Here is a 14,531-nt window from a genome sequence, read left to right as displayed (position 1 = left end):
CTCGCGTTCGCGACAGGAATCGGCCGCGGGCCTTTTGCTGCGCCCGTTCCGCCTTTATAGTCAGAATGACTATTAAAGAATCTGGCCGCCACGGTCGATGCTGTCGGCACCCTGCGCGTCGCCGGCCGGGACCTGGACGCACCCCTCCCGGAGTACCGATGAGCACCGGTGTCCCCGCAGGCTACGACCCGTACGCCTTCGAACCCTTCGCGGTCACCGTGGACCTCGCCGTCTTCACGGTCCGCCACAGCAGGCTGCACGTCCTGCTCGTGGAACGCGGCGAGGACCCGTACAAGGGCCACTGGGCGCTGCCCGGAGGCTTCGTACTGCCACGGGAGTCCGCCGAGGACGCCGCCCGCCGGGAACTCGCGGAGGAGACCGGACTGGCGGAGGACACCGTCCTCGCCCTCCACCTGGAACAGCTGCGCACCTACAGCGACCCGGACCGCGACCCGCGGATGCGGGTCGTGTCCGTCGCCTTCGCCGCCCTCGTACCCGACCTGCCCGAACCGCACGGCGGCGGCGACGCCGCCAGCGCCCGGTGGTGGGACGCCGGAGCCCGCGGCCCCCTCGCCTTCGACCACGACCGCATCCTCGCCGATGCGCACGACCGGATCGGCGCCAAGCTCGAATACAGCTGTCTGGCCACCGCCTTCTGCCCGCCCGAATTCACCCTGGGGGAACTCCAGCAGGTGTACGAGACGGTCTGGGGCGTCGAGCTGGACCGGCCCAACTTCCGGCGCAAGGTCCTCGCCACGCCCGGCTTCGTCCAGGCTGTCGAGGGATCACCGCGCCGCACCGGCGGCCGGGGGAAACCGGCCGCGCTCTACCGCGCGGGTGCCGCCACCGCCCTGCACCCTCCACTTCTGAGACCGGAAGGAAGAACCACGTGATCGTGACCAGGACCATCACCAAACAGGCCGCCACCGGCGCACTGACCGGGCTCGCGCTCGGCGACGCACTGGGCTTCCCGACCGAGTTCAACAACGTGCCGTCGATCCTCGCCAAGTACGGGCCCTGGCGGCAGATGCGGCTGCCGAAGCCGGCCTTCGTCACCGACGACACCCAGATGACGCTGGCCCTGGGCCGGGGCATCCGTACCGCCATGGACAGGGGGCTGCTCACCCCGCTGCGACTGGTCCGCCCGGTACGCGAGGAGTTCGTCGACTGGTACCACTCGCCCGACAACAACCGTGCCCCGGGCCGCACCTGCATGACTGCCTGCCGCCTGCTCGACAGCGACCGGCTCTGGCAGGAGGCCAGCCAGACCGGATCCAAGGGCTGCGGAGCCAACATGAGGGTCGCGCCGGTCGGACTCGTGCCCGGGCTGAGCGACGAACAGCGCTCCGGCGCGGCCCAGTTGCAGGCCGCGCTCACCCACGGCCACCCGACCGCGCTCGCCGCCTCCGACCTGACGGCCCGCGCGGTGTACCTGCTGGCGCAGGGAGCGGAGCCGGCGGGCCTGATCGGGCAGCTGCGCAGTTACGCGTACGAGAACAGCGGCCGCTACCTGACGCGCTGGCTCGGCGACCTCTGGCGGTACGCGGGCGACTCCTCCCCGGAGCTGTACATCCAGCGCGGCTGGGACGAATGCCTCACCGCCCTGGCCCGGGTCCAGGACGCCCTGTGCGACCCCGCCCCGGAGACCGACCCCTGCGAGACCACCGGCGACGGCTGGATCGCGGAGGAGGCCCTCGCCACCGCCCTGCACTGCTTCCTGCTCTTCCCCGAGGAACCCGTCACCGCCCTGCGCCGGGCCGCCTGCACCCGGGGCGACTCGGACTCCCTCGCCTGCCTGACCGGGGCGTTCGCCGGGGCGCACCTGGGAGCGGGGGCCTGGCCCAAGGAGTGGTCGGAACGGATCGAGTACCGGAGCGACCTGCTGGCACTGGGGGCGCTCTGGGACGCTTGATCCATGCGTACGGAAACGACACGTCTGACGGAGGCCGGACTGCCGGTCACGGACTTCGGCCCGGTGCTCGCCGAGGAGCGCCACCCGCTGCTGTTCGCCACGGTCTCCGGGGCGCATCTGTACGGGTTTCCGTCCAGGGACTCGGATGTGGACCTTCGGGGGATCCATCTCCTGCCCGCGGAGGAACTCGTCGGGCTGCGCGCGCCAGAGGAGACGTGCTCGCGGATGTGGGACCGCGCCGGCGTCGAGATGGACCTCGTCACCCACGACCTGCGGAAGTTCGTCCGGCTGATGCTGCGACCGAACGGCTACGTGCTGGAGCAGCTGCTCTCTCCGCTCGTCGTGCACACAGGTGACCTGCACGCGGAACTGGTGGACCTGGCCCCCGAGGTGCTCACCCGGCACCATGCCCACCACTACCGCGGGTTCGCCCGCACACAGTGGCGGCTGTTCGAGAGGACCGGCGAACTGAAGCCGCTGCTGTACACGTTCCGGGCACTGCTCACCGGTGTCCATCTGATGCGCAGCGGCGAGGTGTGCGCCCATCTGCCGACGCTCCTCGGCGAGGTGGACGCTCCGGCGTATCTGCCCGAGCTCATCGACGCGAAGGCCGAGGCCGAGCACGGGCGGGCGGGGCATCCGGACGTCACGGTGGTGTCCCGGGACGTCGAGAGGCTGCACGGGGTTCTGGGCGAGGCACAGGCGGCATCCGGGCTTCCCGAGGTGGCCGGTGGTTTCGACCGGCTGCACGATCTCGTGGTGCGGGCACGGTTGGAGGGATCGGCGTCCAAGCCCTCTGGTACCGAGCGTGCCTGAAGGTCGGCCGGGTCCGGGTCTGAGGTGGGCAAGCGCCGTTGCCCGTGTAGTCGGAAGGTCCGCAGCACCGTCTCGTTGCGTGTGCAGACCGAGGTGGCATACGGCTTCCCGCCGGCATCCGCTGCCCGACACGATCAGCTTGACGGCGCCGGTGAGAGCGCTACGCCGGCCCGCGAACTGCGGCCGGCGGGAGAAGCCCCGCGCCTCGATGCGACTGGCCCGGTCCCGCAGGACCTCGACGGCCCACCGGAAGCTTCCCCCGTACCAGTCACGTCGGCGCCGAGTGATCAGGACCGGCGTGGGCGACCGCCGGGGCTGGTCGTTCGATGTTGCTGGGCATCGTGTGCCGTGCGAGCGGCATCGATCTGTTCGATGTTCTGCTCGGCCCATCGCGTCACGGCTTGCATGACGGGCACAGGTGCAACGCCCGGCTCGGCGTCGTTGGACGTGCTCACCGACCTTGCGGCACAGCTGACGGACAAGGTCCTGGTCGACATCGCCAACGCTGTTGAATTCGACCACGCAGGCTTCGCATCGGCACTCCTGTATCCGGGCAGCAGCCTCGCCGAGGAGATTCAGCAGGCGCTGCCCGACGTACGCGTGGTGAAGACCCTCAACACCATGCACGAATCGGTCATGGCCGCCCCGGCCGAACTGGCCATTGCTCCCTGCGCCTTCGTGTCCGGAAACGATGCCGGAGCCAAGGAGGTCGTGGCCGGTCTGCTGACCGAGCTGGGCTGGCCCCCAGAGTGGATCACCGACCTTGGAGACGTGAGGACCGCCCGGGGGCCCGAGGCGTTCGTGCTGATGGTCAGCAGCCTGGTCCGTGCGCTGGGACCGGTGCCTTTCGGCATGGCCATCGCCCGATGAGCTCTCGGCTCGAAAAGACCGGGAGACGACGGACATGAGGCTGCGTGACGGCACATGAAGGACGGCGGGTGACCGGCCGGGAGGGCCCATGGGACACCCGGTCCTGCCGTCGGACTGTGCGTGCCCCTCACTGGGCAGGACGACCGTTCAGCCCTCGTCGGACCGGAGCGCGGACGCCCGGCGGGTGCGGATCAGGAAGTCCTCCACGCGGCGCCGGTCCGGGTGCGCGGGGAGCGGGGAGGCGTTCAGGGCCGCGTCGTTCTCCTCGACCAGGCGGGTCATGCGGCGCTCGACCTCCGGCCAGGGCACCTCGCCGCGCTTCACCGCGAGCAACTCCTCCCGGGCCGGGCCCACCTCGATCACGAGCTCGCCCGTGCGCAGCAGATCACGGCTGCTGATCAGCAGCCGCAGCAGATGCATGGCGTGCTTCCATCGCGGCACCCCGTACTGCCGGACGTCCGCCTCCAGCTTCGCGCGCTGCCCCCACGCGTACCGGACGAAGGTCCGATGGGCCAGCCGGGACAGGAACGCCTCCCGCAGGGACAGGAGTTCACGGCCCACGGGGTCGATGCGCTCCACCAGCGGGGAGTGCAGGCACTCCAGCACGTTGGGGTTGGCCCGCAGGGCCAGCTCGCAGAAACGCTCCAGCTCCCAGGAGAACTGCTCGTCCGCCGGACCGTCGACATGCGTCGGAGGTTTGTCGAACCGCCAGAACAGCGGGGTCGGCGCGAGAAAGACGCCGCGCAGGTCGGTGTCGCTGCCGTCCGTGGCGAGCCCGAAGGCGCGTGAGCCCATCACACAGGAGTAGACCGTGTGATCGCGTACGAGGGCCTCGGGGCCAGGGGTCTTCATGCCGGCGAGAGTACGGGAACGAAAATGCGTTGCCCGGAAGTTTTTCGGTCCCACCGATCGCGGCGATCGGTGCGGTGGTGGGTGCGCTGCGGGCCCGGGGACCGGCCGTCGCGGAGCCGGACGCCCCGAGGGGAGGCGCACCTCCGGATGTCGCGAAGCAGGCGCTTCTCGCCGACGTCCGCTGCCGCGGTCCGAGGGCTTCCTGACGGGTCCTGACCGCCGTTCGAGTGGCAGAAGTTCGATTTGTGATCGACATTGTCGAAGAGTCATTTCCTTCGGAAAGGGACAAACCATGGCGGGAAACGATCTGGGCAGCCTGCTGGGCAGTCTGCTGGGCGGCAGCGGTCAGAGCGGCAGCACTCAGGGCGGTGCCGGGAACATCCTCGGCGCGCTGCTCGGCGCCCTGGGCAAGGGCCAGGGAGGCAGCACGGGCGGCTCCGGGAACGCGCTCGAAGGACTGATCGGGATGCTCACCAAGTCCGGTCTCGTCGACCAGGCGCATTCCTGGGTCGGCACGGGTGAGAACCAGGCGGTGGAAGGCTCCCAGATCGCGGAGGCGCTGCCGGACGAGACCCTCCGGAAGGTCGCCGAGGAAGCCGGGATCACCACGGAACAGGCGGCCGAGGAGATCGCCCGGTCACTCCCCACGGCGGTCGACAAACTGACCCCGTCGGGAGAGGTTCCTCAGGGCCGCTCGATCGAGGACCTGGTCCGGGAACAGCAGCTCTGAGAACGGGGCGGCCCTGAGGGCCGTTCCCCGTGCCAGGACGCAGAGCGCTTCGCACACGGCCGGAGGGGCTCCGCCACCGGTGTTCATGGTGGCGAAGCCCCTCCGGCCGACGTGTTCCACCCCTGGTGAGCCGGGCCCGTGCCGGTCACGCACACCTCGCGGGTCCGTCCGAGCCGCCGCTCCGTCTCACTGGGAGAGCACTTCGGCCGCGGAGCACGCCGCCCCTCTAGGCTGAACGCGCGGGAAGATCACGCAGGCGGACAGCAGGCGCGACACGCACGAAAGAGCGAGGAGCACGACGTGGCGGTACGAGCGGTCCGTGGAGCCGTGCAACTGGACCAGGACGACGCCGGGCACATGACGGAGCGGGTCAGTACACTGCTCACCGCTGTGCTGGAGCGCAACGAGCTGGTCGCGGACGATCTGATCAGCATCTGGTTCACGGCCACCCCGGACCTGCACAGCGATTTCCCGGCCGCCGCGGCCCGCGCGATCGGTATCGTCGACGTACCGCTCATCTGCGCCCAGGAGCTGGACGTCGCAGGAGCCATGCCTCGTGTGGTGCGCATCCTCGCGCACGTCGAGACGTACCTCGCGAAGTCCGAGATCGCCCACGTCTACCTCGGTGCCACGGCCGCCCTCCGCAAGGACATCGCCCAGTGAGAACCGCCCTCGTCATCGGAACAGGCCTGGTCGGCACGTCCGCAGCACTCGCCCTGGCCGGGCGGGGCATCCAGGTCCACCTCGTCGACCACGACCCCGAGTCGGCCCGCACCGCGGCCGCGCTCGGCGCCGGCACGGACGAGGCACCCGAGGGCCGCGTCGACCTGGCGGTCGTCGCCGTACCGCCCGCCTACGTCGCCCCGGTGCTGGCCACCGCCATGAGGGACGGCGTGGCGCGCGGCTACCTCGACGTCGCCAGCGTGAAGGGCGGGCCGCGACGCGACCTGGAGGCCCGCGGCGTCGACCTCACCGCGTACATCGGTACGCACCCCATGGCGGGCAAGGAGCGATCCGGCCCCCTCGCCGCCACCGCGGACCTCTTCGAGGGCCGCCCCTGGGTCCTCACCCCGACCCGTGACACCGACACCGAGGTCCTCAACCTCGCCCTGGAACTGGTCGCGCTCTGCCGCGCCGTCCCGGTCGTCATGGACGCCGATGCCCACGACAAGGCCGTCGCCCTGGTCTCCCACACTCCGCAGCTGATCTCGTCGATGGTCGCCGCACGGCTGGAGGAGGCCGACGAGACCGCCGTACGCCTGTGCGGGCAGGGCATCAGGGACGTCACCCGGATCGCCGCCTCGGACCCTCGGATGTGGGTGGAGATCCTCTCCGCCAACCCCGGCCCGGTCGCCGATGTGCTGGCCGCCGTCGCCGCAGATCTGGACGAGACGGTACGGGCGCTGCGAGGCCTGCAGTCCGACGACGACGAACGGCGCCGTGAGGGCACCGAAGGCATCCAGGACGTACTGCGCCGCGGCAACGCCGGCCGGGTCCGGGTGCCCGGCAAGCACGGGACGGCCCCAGCCTCGTACGAGATCGTGTCCGTGCTCATCAGCGACCGGCCGGGCGAGCTGGCCGGGATCTTCGCCGACGCGGGCCGGGCCGGGGTCAACGTCGAGGACGTCCGTATCGAGCACGCCACCGGGCAGCAGGCGGGTCTGGTCCAGCTGATGGTCGAGCCGAGCGCGGCCGCCGGGCTGAGCGCGGCGCTGCGCGACCGGGGCTGGTCGCTGCGCCAGTAGGAGCCCCGGGGCGGCGAGCCCGGGAGCAGGTTGTCCACAGGGGTGCAGAGGTCCGTTCCGACACTCGGTAACCTTGTCCGGGGCGGGTTCGCGCGCCCTTGTCCCGCCCACCCCGTGTACCAGGAAGGTGTCCACCACCGTGGAAACCGCAAGTGCCGCCGCCCGGACGGCCCCGGCCGCAGTGATCGTCGCCATCGACGGGCCCTCCGGCACCGGCAAGTCGAGCACGTCGAGGGCCGTCGCCGCCCAGCTCGGTCTGAGCTACCTGGACACCGGCGCGCAGTACCGGGCGATCACCTGGTGGATGCTGAACAACGGCATCGACGTCCAGGACGCGACGGAGGTGGCGACCGCCGCCACCAAGCCGGTGATCGTCTCGGGCACGGACCCGGCCGCCCCGACGATCACCGTCGACGGGGAGGACGCCTCGGGTCCGATCCGTACCCAGGAGGTCACCTCCAAGGTCAGCGCGGTCAGCGCGGTCCCCGAGGTGCGCGCTCGGATCACCGAGCTGCAGCGCACCATCGCCGCCGCGGCCGAGCGGGGCATAGTCGTCGAGGGTCGCGACATCGGCACCACGGTGCTGCCCGACGCCGACCTGAAGATCTTCCTCACCGCATCGCCGGAGGCGCGGGCCGCCCGCCGCAGCGGAGAGCTCAAGGGCGCCGATCTCGCCACCACCAAGGAGGCGCTGATCAAACGGGACGCGGCCGACTCCGGACGCAAGACCTCCCCGCTGGCCAAGGCGGACGATGCCGTCGAGGTGGACACCACCGAGCTGACCCTCCTGCAGGTCATCGAGTGCGTCGTCACCCTCGTCGAGGAGAAGCGGGCCACGAAGTGACCCGTGCCACGGGCTCGCCCACGCCGCGCGGCGCGGCGATCGGGCGCGGGATCGGTGTCGGGCTGATGTACGGGCTGTGGAAGCCCCGCGTCCTCGGCGCATGGCGGGTGCCCGCCTCCGGACCCGTCATACTCGCGGTGAACCACTCCCACAACATCGACGGTCCGATGCTGATGGGCACCGCGCCCCGACCCGTTCACTTTCTGATCAAGAAGGAGGCGTTCGTCGGCCCCCTCGACCCGTTCCTGCGCGGAATCGGTCAACTGAAGGTGGACCGCGCGAGCGCCGACCGCACCGCCATCACCCAGGCCCTCGGCGTGCTGGAGGACGGCGGGGTGCTCGGGATCTTCCCCGAGGGCACCAGGGGCGCGGGCGACTTCGCCGCGCTGCGCGCCGGGCTCGCCTACTTCGCGGTGCGCAGCGGGGCGCCGATCGTGCCCGTGGCCGTGCTGGGAAGCACCGAGCGCCGTGGACGGTTGATATCGGTACTGCCGCCGCTGCGCAGCCGTGTCGATGTCGTGTTCGGTGACGCGTTCGACGCGGGCGACGGCAGCGGGCGGCGCACGCGCAAGGCGCTGGACGAGGCGACGGTACGGATCCAGCGGCGACTGACCGCCCATCTGGACGAGGCCAGACGTTTCACCGGGCGCTAGGTAAGACTTGAGTAGTGGGCCGCGTGGTCGCGGCCCATCGATGATGATGCAAAGAGGAACGGACTTCATGAACGACCAGATTCACTCCGAGGGCTCGGACCACGAGCACGGAGCGCTTGGCGACGCCGAGTACGCGGAGTTCATGGAGCTCGCCGCGGAGGAGGGCTTCGACGCCGAGGAGGTCGAGGGTGCCATCGACGAGGCCGGTCACGGCCCGCTTCCCGTGCTCGCCGTCGTCGGCCGCCCCAACGTCGGCAAGTCGACGCTGGTGAACAGGATCATCGGCCGCCGCGAGGCGGTCGTCGAGGACAGGCCCGGCGTCACCCGTGACCGCGTCACCTACGAGGCCGAGTGGGCGGGCCGCCGCTTCAAGGTCGTCGACACCGGTGGCTGGGAGCAGGACGTCCTGGGCATCGACGCCTCCGTCGCCGCCCAGGCCGAGTACGCGATCGAGGCCGCCGACGCGGTGGTCTTCGTGGTCGACTCCACGGTCGGCGCGACCGACACCGACGAGGCCGTCGTCAAGCTGCTGCGCCGGGCCGGCAAGCCCGTCGTGCTCTGCGCCAACAAGGTCGACGGACAGAGCGGCGAGGCTGACGCCGCCACGCTCTGGTCGCTGGGCCTCGGCGAGCCGCACCCCGTCTCCTCGCTGCACGGTCGCGGCACCGGAGACCTGCTCGACGCCGTGCTCGAAGCACTTCCCGAGGCGCCGGCGCAGCGCTTCGGCACCGCGGTCGGCGGGCCCCGCCGGATCGCGCTCATCGGCCGTCCGAACGTCGGCAAGTCCTCACTGCTGAACAAGGTGGCGAACGAGGACCGCGTCGTCGTCAACGAGCTCGCGGGCACCACCCGCGACCCGGTCGACGAGCTGATCGAGCTGGGCGGCATCACCTGGAAGTTCATCGACACGGCCGGTATCCGCCGCCGCGTCCACCTCCAGGAGGGCGCGGACTACTACGCCTCGCTGCGTACCGCCGCGGCGGTGGAGAAGGCCGAGGTCGCCGTCGTCCTGATCGACGCCGGCGAGTCCATCAGCGTCCAGGACCAGCGCATCATCACCATGGCCGTGGAAGCCGGGCGCGCCCTGGTGATCGCGTTCAACAAGTGGGACACCCTCGACGAGGAGCGCCGCTACTACCTGGAGCGCGAGATCGAGACGGAGCTTGCGCAGATCGCGTGGGCCCCGCGGGTCAACATCTCCGCCGTCACCGGCAGGCACATGGAGAAGCTGGTCCCGGCGATCGAGACCGCGCTCGACGGCTGGGAGACCCGTGTTCCCACCGGTCGGCTGAACGCCTTCCTCGGCGAGATCGTCGCCTCGCACCCGCACCCCGTGCGCGGAGGCAAGCAGCCCCGCATCCTCTTCGGCACCCAGGCGGGCACCAAGCCGCCGCGCTTCGTGCTGTTCGCCTCGGGCTTCCTGGAGCACGGCTACCGGCGCTTCGTCGAGCGCCGACTGCGCGAGGAGTTCGGCTTCGAGGGCACCCCGATCCACATCTCGGTGCGGGTCCGTGAGAAGCGCGGCCGCAAGAAGTAGCACGGAGATCCCATGACAGAGCCCCGGTCCGCGTACGGACCGGGGCTCCGTCATGGGTCAGGCCCCGCGTGATCCCGATCCCGGGGGCAGCGCCGCGGGCTGGGCCCGTCCGGAGTGCCGCCCCACGCGCTGCCAGGAGCCGAGACCGCCGGCATGGCTGCTCGGGCCGGCGCCGTGTCCGGCGGCCCCGCTGGTCACAACCAGCCCCGTGGACGGGCCGGAGTGACCGGAGTGGCCGCTGAACGGAACTCGGCCGGTGAAGGACCCGCTGCCGAAGGCGACGAATCCGAGATTCTCCTCGCCGCTCCGATCACCCGGCAGCGCCCGGAACGACCGTCGGTACTCGGAGTACAGCGCGTCGTAGATCGGGGTGGGGGAGTGGCCGCCCGAGGGCTCATGCGAGGGCCGCATGGCGGGAATCGGGCTCGGGCGCTGGCGGGAGGAGTCGTATGCGTGCACGTATGTGCCAACGACCCCACTCTCCGTGGGATGCGGGCCCGTTGGAGAAATTGCTGTTCGCCGCGGACGCGAGCAACCGGCGGCCATGATCAGGTTCCGGCCAGCGGCATCGCCGCGGCAACCAGGAGTCCGGCGGCGGCGGCCCTGTCCAGCGCGTCGCGCAACAGGTCCTCGCGGGGCTGCTGACCGATCGCCCCCGCCGGGGCGGCGTACAGGAGCACGGTCTGCGACTTGTTGGCGGCGGTCCGCCAGCCCTCCGTGACCTGGAGCGGCGCGTGTGCCTGCCACCAGGCGATCGGGGCGCCGCCGTCGACGCCCGGCTGGAGCACGGCATGCAGCTGGCCCACGGCGAGCAGGATCGACCAGCCGTGCAGCACCGAAGGCATCTGGTCCATCCGGTGAACGGGATGGAAGCCCTGCTCCAGCAGCAACGGGAGGAATTCGTCGCCCCGGCTGCCGTCCGTGCCCGGCCGGGCGATCGCGCCGGTCGGTTCCACGACGAGGGCCGGGTGCAGTTCGTCGTCGATCAGGACGAGTCCGCTGGTGACCCCGAGAACGGCCTGCTCGGGGCCGAGCGCCTCCGGACGGTCGGCATGCTCCTGGTGGTGCTCCGCCTCGCTGCTGCCGGTGATGCTGCGTACCGCGCCCTGCAGCTGCTCCTCGGCCACCCGGACGACCTGGGAGGGGATGCAGCTCGCGTGGGCGAAGGCGAGTACCGCGGTTTCGTCACCGACGAAGAGGACCGTGCTGGTGCGTTCCTGCTCCGAGTCGCCGGGGGTGCGACAGGAGGTGCAGTCGTAGCTGCCTGGGGTGTTGTCGCCGACGAGCAGCCGGTCGGCTTCGGCGTCGCCGATCTCGGCGCGTACGTCCTCGCTGACGTCGAGCATGCGCGGCACGGGTGGCTCCTCGAACTCGGTGCGTGCGCCGGGCCGTTCCCGGCTCATGCAGAGACAACGGGCGATCCGCGGCCGGGGTCACGCGGGAAGGGGAACGTAATCGAACCATCCGGCGCAGAGGGTGAACCTCAGGAGGTGAGCGGCTGGTTGCGACCTTTTCGCCAGGTCGGCCGTGCCGCGATGTGGTCGACTCGGTCATGGACCGGTTCGCTGTTGTCTCGACAAGTCAGGAAAGCGGGTGAACGTGAGGATGGCTGAAACCAGCCGATACTCGGAGTGAACCCCGTTCCGGTACGTGTCGTCATGTCAAGTGGTCTTTGCCGATGAACAGTTGAACCGGGGATACGGCGTTCTCATGCATATTTCTTTCCTGCTCCACAACGCCTACGGAGTCGGGGGCACGATCCGTACGACGTTCAATCTCGCCGGGGCGCTGGCCGGACACCATGACATCGAGATCGTCTCGGTCTTCCGGCACCGGGACGTCCCCGCACTGGGCAGCCCGCAGGGTGTGCGTCTGAGCCACCTCGTCGACCTGCGGAAGAAGAGCCCGGGCTACGACGGCGACGCGGACGAACACGCCCGTCCCGCAAGGGTGTTCCCCCGCGGGGACAGCAGATACCGCCAGTACAGCAGGCTGACCGATGCGCGGGTGGCCGGACATCTGCGTTCCCTGGACGCGGACGTCGTGGTCGGAACCCGCCCCGGGCTCAATGTGCAGATCAGCCGGCAGGCCCGGCGCGGCCCGGTCCGGATCGGGCAGGAACACCTCACCCTCGACAGCCACAGCTACCGGCTGCGCCGCGAGATCGGGCACCGCTACGCGCTGCTCGACGCGATCACCACCGTCACCGAGGCCGACGCCCGCGCCTACCGGACCGGCCTCAAGCTGCCCGGGGTACGGATCGAGGCGATTCCCAACAGCGTGCCCGAGCCGCGGATCGCCCCCGCCGACGGAGACGGCAAGTGGGTGATCGCCGCAGGCCGCCTGCACAAGGTCAAGCGGTACGACCTGCTCGTCCGGGCGTTCGCAGACGTGGTCGCCCTCCGCCCCGACTGGCGGCTGCGCATCTACGGCGGCGGCGACGCCACCGGGAACGAACGCCAGGCGCTGCACGCGCTCATCGGCGAACTCGGCCTGCACAACCATGTGTTCCTGATGGGTGCCGTCGACCCGCTGGAGGCCGAGTGGCCCAAGGGTGCCATCGCCGCGGTCACTTCGGACCGCGAGTCCTTCGGCATGACCATCGTCGAGGCGATGCGCTGCGGGCTGCCGGTCGTGGCCACCGACTGCCCGCACGGCCCCCGCGAGATCATCGAGGACGGCACCGACGGGCGGCTGGTCCCGGTCGGTGACCCGGCGGCGGTGGCGGACGCCCTGCTCGGTCTGATCGACGACGACGAGGCGCGCCACCGGGCGGGCCGCGCCGCGCTCGTCGCGTCACGGCGGTTCGACCCGTCACTGATCGCCGAACGCCATGAGCGGCTCTTCACCGAACTCGCCTCCCGGGCCCCGGGTGCACGTTCGGGCAGCGCTCTGCGCAGCGCGCTGCACCTCACCCGAGGCGCCACGCTGGACGCGGCATACGCCCTGCGGTACAAGGCCGCCGACGTCATCCGCAAGGGGAGGCCCGCATGACCGTCCCCGCGGAGCGACCGGGACCACGAGCCGACTGCACCGCAGGCGACGACGGCGGTATCGGCTTCGACCTCGACCACGGCGGCCACGAGGCCGGGCCGGCGCCCGAACTGCTGCTCCGGCTGCGCGGGCGCAACGGTTCGGGCGGCAACACCCTGCGGCTGCCCCTGAGCCCGCTCGGCGGTGGCCGGCTGCGAGCGGTGCTCCCGGGCAGCGAGGTGCTCGCCGAAGGCCGCTGGGACGTCTATGTGTGCGGGCCGGGTGCAGACGACGGAGCGAGGACGGCCGTCGAGCCGGGCATCAGGGACGTGCGGCTCCTGATGGACCGCTCACCGCGGACCGGACGGATCACCGTCAGGATCCCGTACCCGACCGCCGACGGCCGGCTCGCCGTGCGTTGCTGGGTCCGCTCACCGCACGCCGAGGCCGGTCCGCTCACCTTCGACGGGGACCGGATGACCGTCGAAGGCACGTTGTACGGGACCCGCCTCGGCGACGGCGCCTGCGTCGAGGCGCGCCTGGCCGGCGCTCCCGACCGGGTCTGCCGGGTGCCGGTTGCCGGAGAGGGAAGCACCTTCTCCTTCACGCTCCCGTTCGACCGCCTGCGCTCCGGACCGGTCACCGAACAGCAGCTGTGGACGCTCTGGCTGGTCCCCGCGACGGGCGCCGGGGATCCGGCCGAAGGGGTCCGCGTCTCACGCCTCCTCGACGACGTCTGGGACCGCAGGAACAGCTTCGTCTACCCGGGACGCAGCGCTGGGGCAGGGGGCCGGGCCATTCCCTGCTACTCGTCGGACAACGACCTCTGCGTGCGGCTCGTACCCGATCCGGCACCGGCCGGGTAGCGCGCGTGGACGACGCTACCGGGGACACCGTGCCTCCGTATCGAACCGCGCCCGGACCCATGTCCTGGAGCGGGCGACGCCCCATACGTCCGGATCGGGTGGTGCGCTATACGGGCGGTCCCGGGCGGATCCGGCTCCGGGCACGGATTTTTGACCAGAGAATAAGGGCGCCATAAGTAGGCATGAATGATCGGTGGAACGTTCGTTTGTGGATACTTTCCAGTGAGGGAATTCTGTCTGTCCGGTAGGGGGTATTTCCCTTTGTTCCAGGACTCCCGCAAGATCGTTTCTCGATATGTGTGATTACTGTGTGTCCGGTCGCGGACCGGCATGGTCGGGTGGGGTGAATCACGCGACGGGCGTGTCGTGATCCTGTGACGCAAGCGTGACCGTCGGGGGACGCGGGCGCGCCGTGCGACGGCCGCTGTCCCGGCTTCCGTCCCGGTTCGAGGCCGCCTACGGTGAGAGGCATGGCACCCATACCGACTTCCTCGGCCCAGCCCGCCGACACCCCTGGTGTGTATGTGGGACTCGCTGCCGACGTGGCTGAACAGCGGGCACGCATGCGGGGCTGGACCACGGTCAGATCCTTGCCGCCCGGTGCGATCATCACCATGGAGTTCCGGAGTGGACGGATCAACTTCGAGGTCGTCGACGCCGTGGTCACCCGCTGCTGGGTCGGCTGAGGGCTCTCGTACCCCGGGATGTGCGTGAAGGCCCCGACTGGAGTCGG

The 14,531-nt window shown here is 70.7% G+C and carries 16 protein-coding genes; 13 read left to right on the top strand and 3 right to left on the bottom strand.

Annotated features, from left to right (window positions below; translation table 11 throughout):
* The first annotated feature begins 158 nt into the window (after positions 1 to 158).
* The 4 genes from AB0L71_RS03760 (at position 159) to AB0L71_RS03745 (ending at position 3,598) form a co-directional block, all read left to right on the top strand.
* Positions 159 to 893 (top strand): NUDIX domain-containing protein, encoded by a 735-nt coding sequence (locus AB0L71_RS03760; RefSeq protein ID WP_365237406.1) that lies wholly within the window; start codon positions 159 to 161, stop codon positions 891 to 893.
* Entirely contained in the window at positions 890 to 1,912 is a 1,023-nt protein-coding gene (locus AB0L71_RS03755) for an ADP-ribosylglycohydrolase family protein (protein WP_365237404.1), read from the top strand. The genes AB0L71_RS03760 and AB0L71_RS03755 overlap by 4 nt, the downstream gene beginning before the upstream one ends.
* 3 nt (positions 1,913 to 1,915) lie before the next feature.
* Positions 1,916 to 2,728, top strand: coding sequence for a nucleotidyltransferase domain-containing protein (locus tag AB0L71_RS03750; protein ID WP_365237402.1), 813 nt, complete (start codon positions 1,916 to 1,918; stop codon positions 2,726 to 2,728).
* A 405-nt stretch (positions 2,729 to 3,133) separates the two neighbouring features.
* Positions 3,134 to 3,598, top strand: coding sequence for an NADP oxidoreductase (locus AB0L71_RS03745; RefSeq protein WP_365237400.1), 465 nt, complete (start codon positions 3,134 to 3,136; stop codon positions 3,596 to 3,598).
* A gap of 147 nt (positions 3,599 to 3,745) precedes the next feature.
* Here the strand turns inward: AB0L71_RS03745 and AB0L71_RS03740 are convergent, their stop codons facing one another.
* Positions 3,746 to 4,450: a nucleotidyltransferase domain-containing protein gene (locus tag AB0L71_RS03740; RefSeq protein ID WP_365237398.1), complete on the bottom strand. Its 705-nt coding sequence runs from the start codon at positions 4,448 to 4,450 to the stop codon at positions 3,746 to 3,748.
* A 292-nt stretch (positions 4,451 to 4,742) separates the two neighbouring features.
* On the opposite strand from AB0L71_RS03740, the gene AB0L71_RS03735 reads away from it, so the two are divergent.
* From AB0L71_RS03735 to der, 6 genes are all read left to right on the top strand, one after another.
* The gene (locus AB0L71_RS03735) at positions 4,743 to 5,180 is read left to right on the top strand and encodes a YidB family protein (RefSeq protein WP_365237396.1); all 438 of its coding nucleotides are present in this window, start codon (positions 4,743 to 4,745) and stop codon (positions 5,178 to 5,180) included.
* 300 nt (positions 5,181 to 5,480) lie between these two features.
* Positions 5,481 to 5,843, top strand: a complete 363-nt coding sequence (gene aroH / locus AB0L71_RS03730) for a chorismate mutase (RefSeq protein WP_365237394.1) — start codon at positions 5,481 to 5,483, stop codon at positions 5,841 to 5,843.
* Positions 5,840 to 6,925, top strand: a complete 1,086-nt coding sequence (locus AB0L71_RS03725) for a prephenate dehydrogenase (RefSeq protein WP_365237392.1) — start codon at positions 5,840 to 5,842, stop codon at positions 6,923 to 6,925. Before aroH ends, AB0L71_RS03725 begins: the two co-directional genes overlap by 4 nt.
* Positions 6,926 to 7,052: 127 nt before the next feature.
* A complete protein-coding gene (gene cmk / locus AB0L71_RS03720; RefSeq protein ID WP_365237390.1) occupies positions 7,053 to 7,769 on the top strand; it encodes a (d)CMP kinase in 717 nt (238 codons plus the stop codon).
* Positions 7,766 to 8,422 carry a lysophospholipid acyltransferase family protein gene (locus tag AB0L71_RS03715; RefSeq protein ID WP_365237388.1) on the top strand — a complete coding sequence of 219 codons (657 nt, stop codon included), beginning with the start codon at positions 7,766 to 7,768 and terminating at the stop codon, positions 8,420 to 8,422. Before cmk ends, AB0L71_RS03715 begins: the two co-directional genes overlap by 4 nt.
* A gap of 67 nt (positions 8,423 to 8,489) precedes the next feature.
* A complete protein-coding gene (der, locus tag AB0L71_RS03710; protein WP_365237386.1) occupies positions 8,490 to 9,959 on the top strand; it encodes a ribosome biogenesis GTPase Der in 1,470 nt (489 codons plus the stop codon).
* 57 nt (positions 9,960 to 10,016) lie between these two features.
* Here der and AB0L71_RS03705 read toward each other — a convergent pair whose 3' ends face one another.
* Entirely contained in the window at positions 10,017 to 10,370 is a 354-nt protein-coding gene (locus AB0L71_RS03705; protein WP_365237384.1) for a hypothetical protein, read from the bottom strand.
* A gap of 137 nt (positions 10,371 to 10,507) precedes the next feature.
* On the bottom strand, positions 10,508 to 11,314 hold the full coding sequence (locus AB0L71_RS03700; protein WP_365237481.1) for a hypothetical protein: 807 nt from the start codon (positions 11,312 to 11,314) through the stop codon (positions 10,508 to 10,510).
* Between the two features lie 355 nt (positions 11,315 to 11,669).
* On the opposite strand from AB0L71_RS03700, the gene AB0L71_RS03695 reads away from it, so the two are divergent.
* The 3 genes from AB0L71_RS03695 to AB0L71_RS03685 all read left to right on the top strand — a co-directional run bounded on the left by AB0L71_RS03695 (position 11,670) and on the right by AB0L71_RS03685 (position 14,484).
* Positions 11,670 to 12,953: a glycosyltransferase family 4 protein gene (locus tag AB0L71_RS03695; RefSeq protein WP_365237382.1), complete on the top strand. Its 1,284-nt coding sequence runs from the start codon at positions 11,670 to 11,672 to the stop codon at positions 12,951 to 12,953.
* Positions 12,950 to 13,798, top strand: coding sequence for a transferase (locus AB0L71_RS03690; protein WP_365237380.1), 849 nt, complete (start codon positions 12,950 to 12,952; stop codon positions 13,796 to 13,798). The genes AB0L71_RS03695 and AB0L71_RS03690 overlap by 4 nt, the downstream gene beginning before the upstream one ends.
* A 470-nt stretch (positions 13,799 to 14,268) precedes the next feature.
* Positions 14,269 to 14,484, top strand: coding sequence for an I78 family peptidase inhibitor (locus AB0L71_RS03685; RefSeq protein ID WP_365237378.1), 216 nt, complete (start codon positions 14,269 to 14,271; stop codon positions 14,482 to 14,484).
* The last annotated feature ends 47 nt before the right edge of the window (positions 14,485 to 14,531 follow it).

The sequence above is a fragment of the Streptomyces sp. NPDC052052 genome, from assembly GCF_040680455.1.
Classification (GTDB): Bacteria; Actinomycetota; Actinomycetes; order Streptomycetales; family Streptomycetaceae; genus Streptomyces.
This window is presented reverse-complemented; position numbering and strand designations above follow the sequence as displayed.

Excerpts from the sequence above, each read along its gene's own strand:
- AB0L71_RS03760 (WP_365237406.1), top strand. The coding sequence starts at position 159 with ATGAGCACCGGTGTCCCCGCAGGCTACGACCCGTACGCCTTCGAACCC.
- AB0L71_RS03750 (WP_365237402.1), top strand. The coding sequence starts at position 1,916 with ATGCGTACGGAAACGACACGTCTGACGGAGGCCGGACTGCCGGTCACG.
- AB0L71_RS03745 (WP_365237400.1), top strand. The coding sequence starts at position 3,134 with ATGACGGGCACAGGTGCAACGCCCGGCTCGGCGTCGTTGGACGTGCTC.
- AB0L71_RS03740 (WP_365237398.1), bottom strand. The coding sequence starts at position 4,450 with ATGAAGACCCCTGGCCCCGAGGCCCTCGTACGCGATCACACGGTCTAC.
- AB0L71_RS03735 (WP_365237396.1), top strand. The coding sequence starts at position 4,743 with ATGGCGGGAAACGATCTGGGCAGCCTGCTGGGCAGTCTGCTGGGCGGC.
- der (WP_365237386.1), top strand. The coding sequence starts at position 8,490 with ATGAACGACCAGATTCACTCCGAGGGCTCGGACCACGAGCACGGAGCG.
- AB0L71_RS03705 (WP_365237384.1), bottom strand. The coding sequence starts at position 10,370 with ATGCGGCCCTCGCATGAGCCCTCGGGCGGCCACTCCCCCACCCCGATC.
- AB0L71_RS03695 (WP_365237382.1), top strand. The coding sequence starts at position 11,670 with ATGCATATTTCTTTCCTGCTCCACAACGCCTACGGAGTCGGGGGCACG.
- AB0L71_RS03690 (WP_365237380.1), top strand. The coding sequence starts at position 12,950 with ATGACCGTCCCCGCGGAGCGACCGGGACCACGAGCCGACTGCACCGCA.
- AB0L71_RS03685 (WP_365237378.1), top strand. The coding sequence starts at position 14,269 with ATGGCACCCATACCGACTTCCTCGGCCCAGCCCGCCGACACCCCTGGT.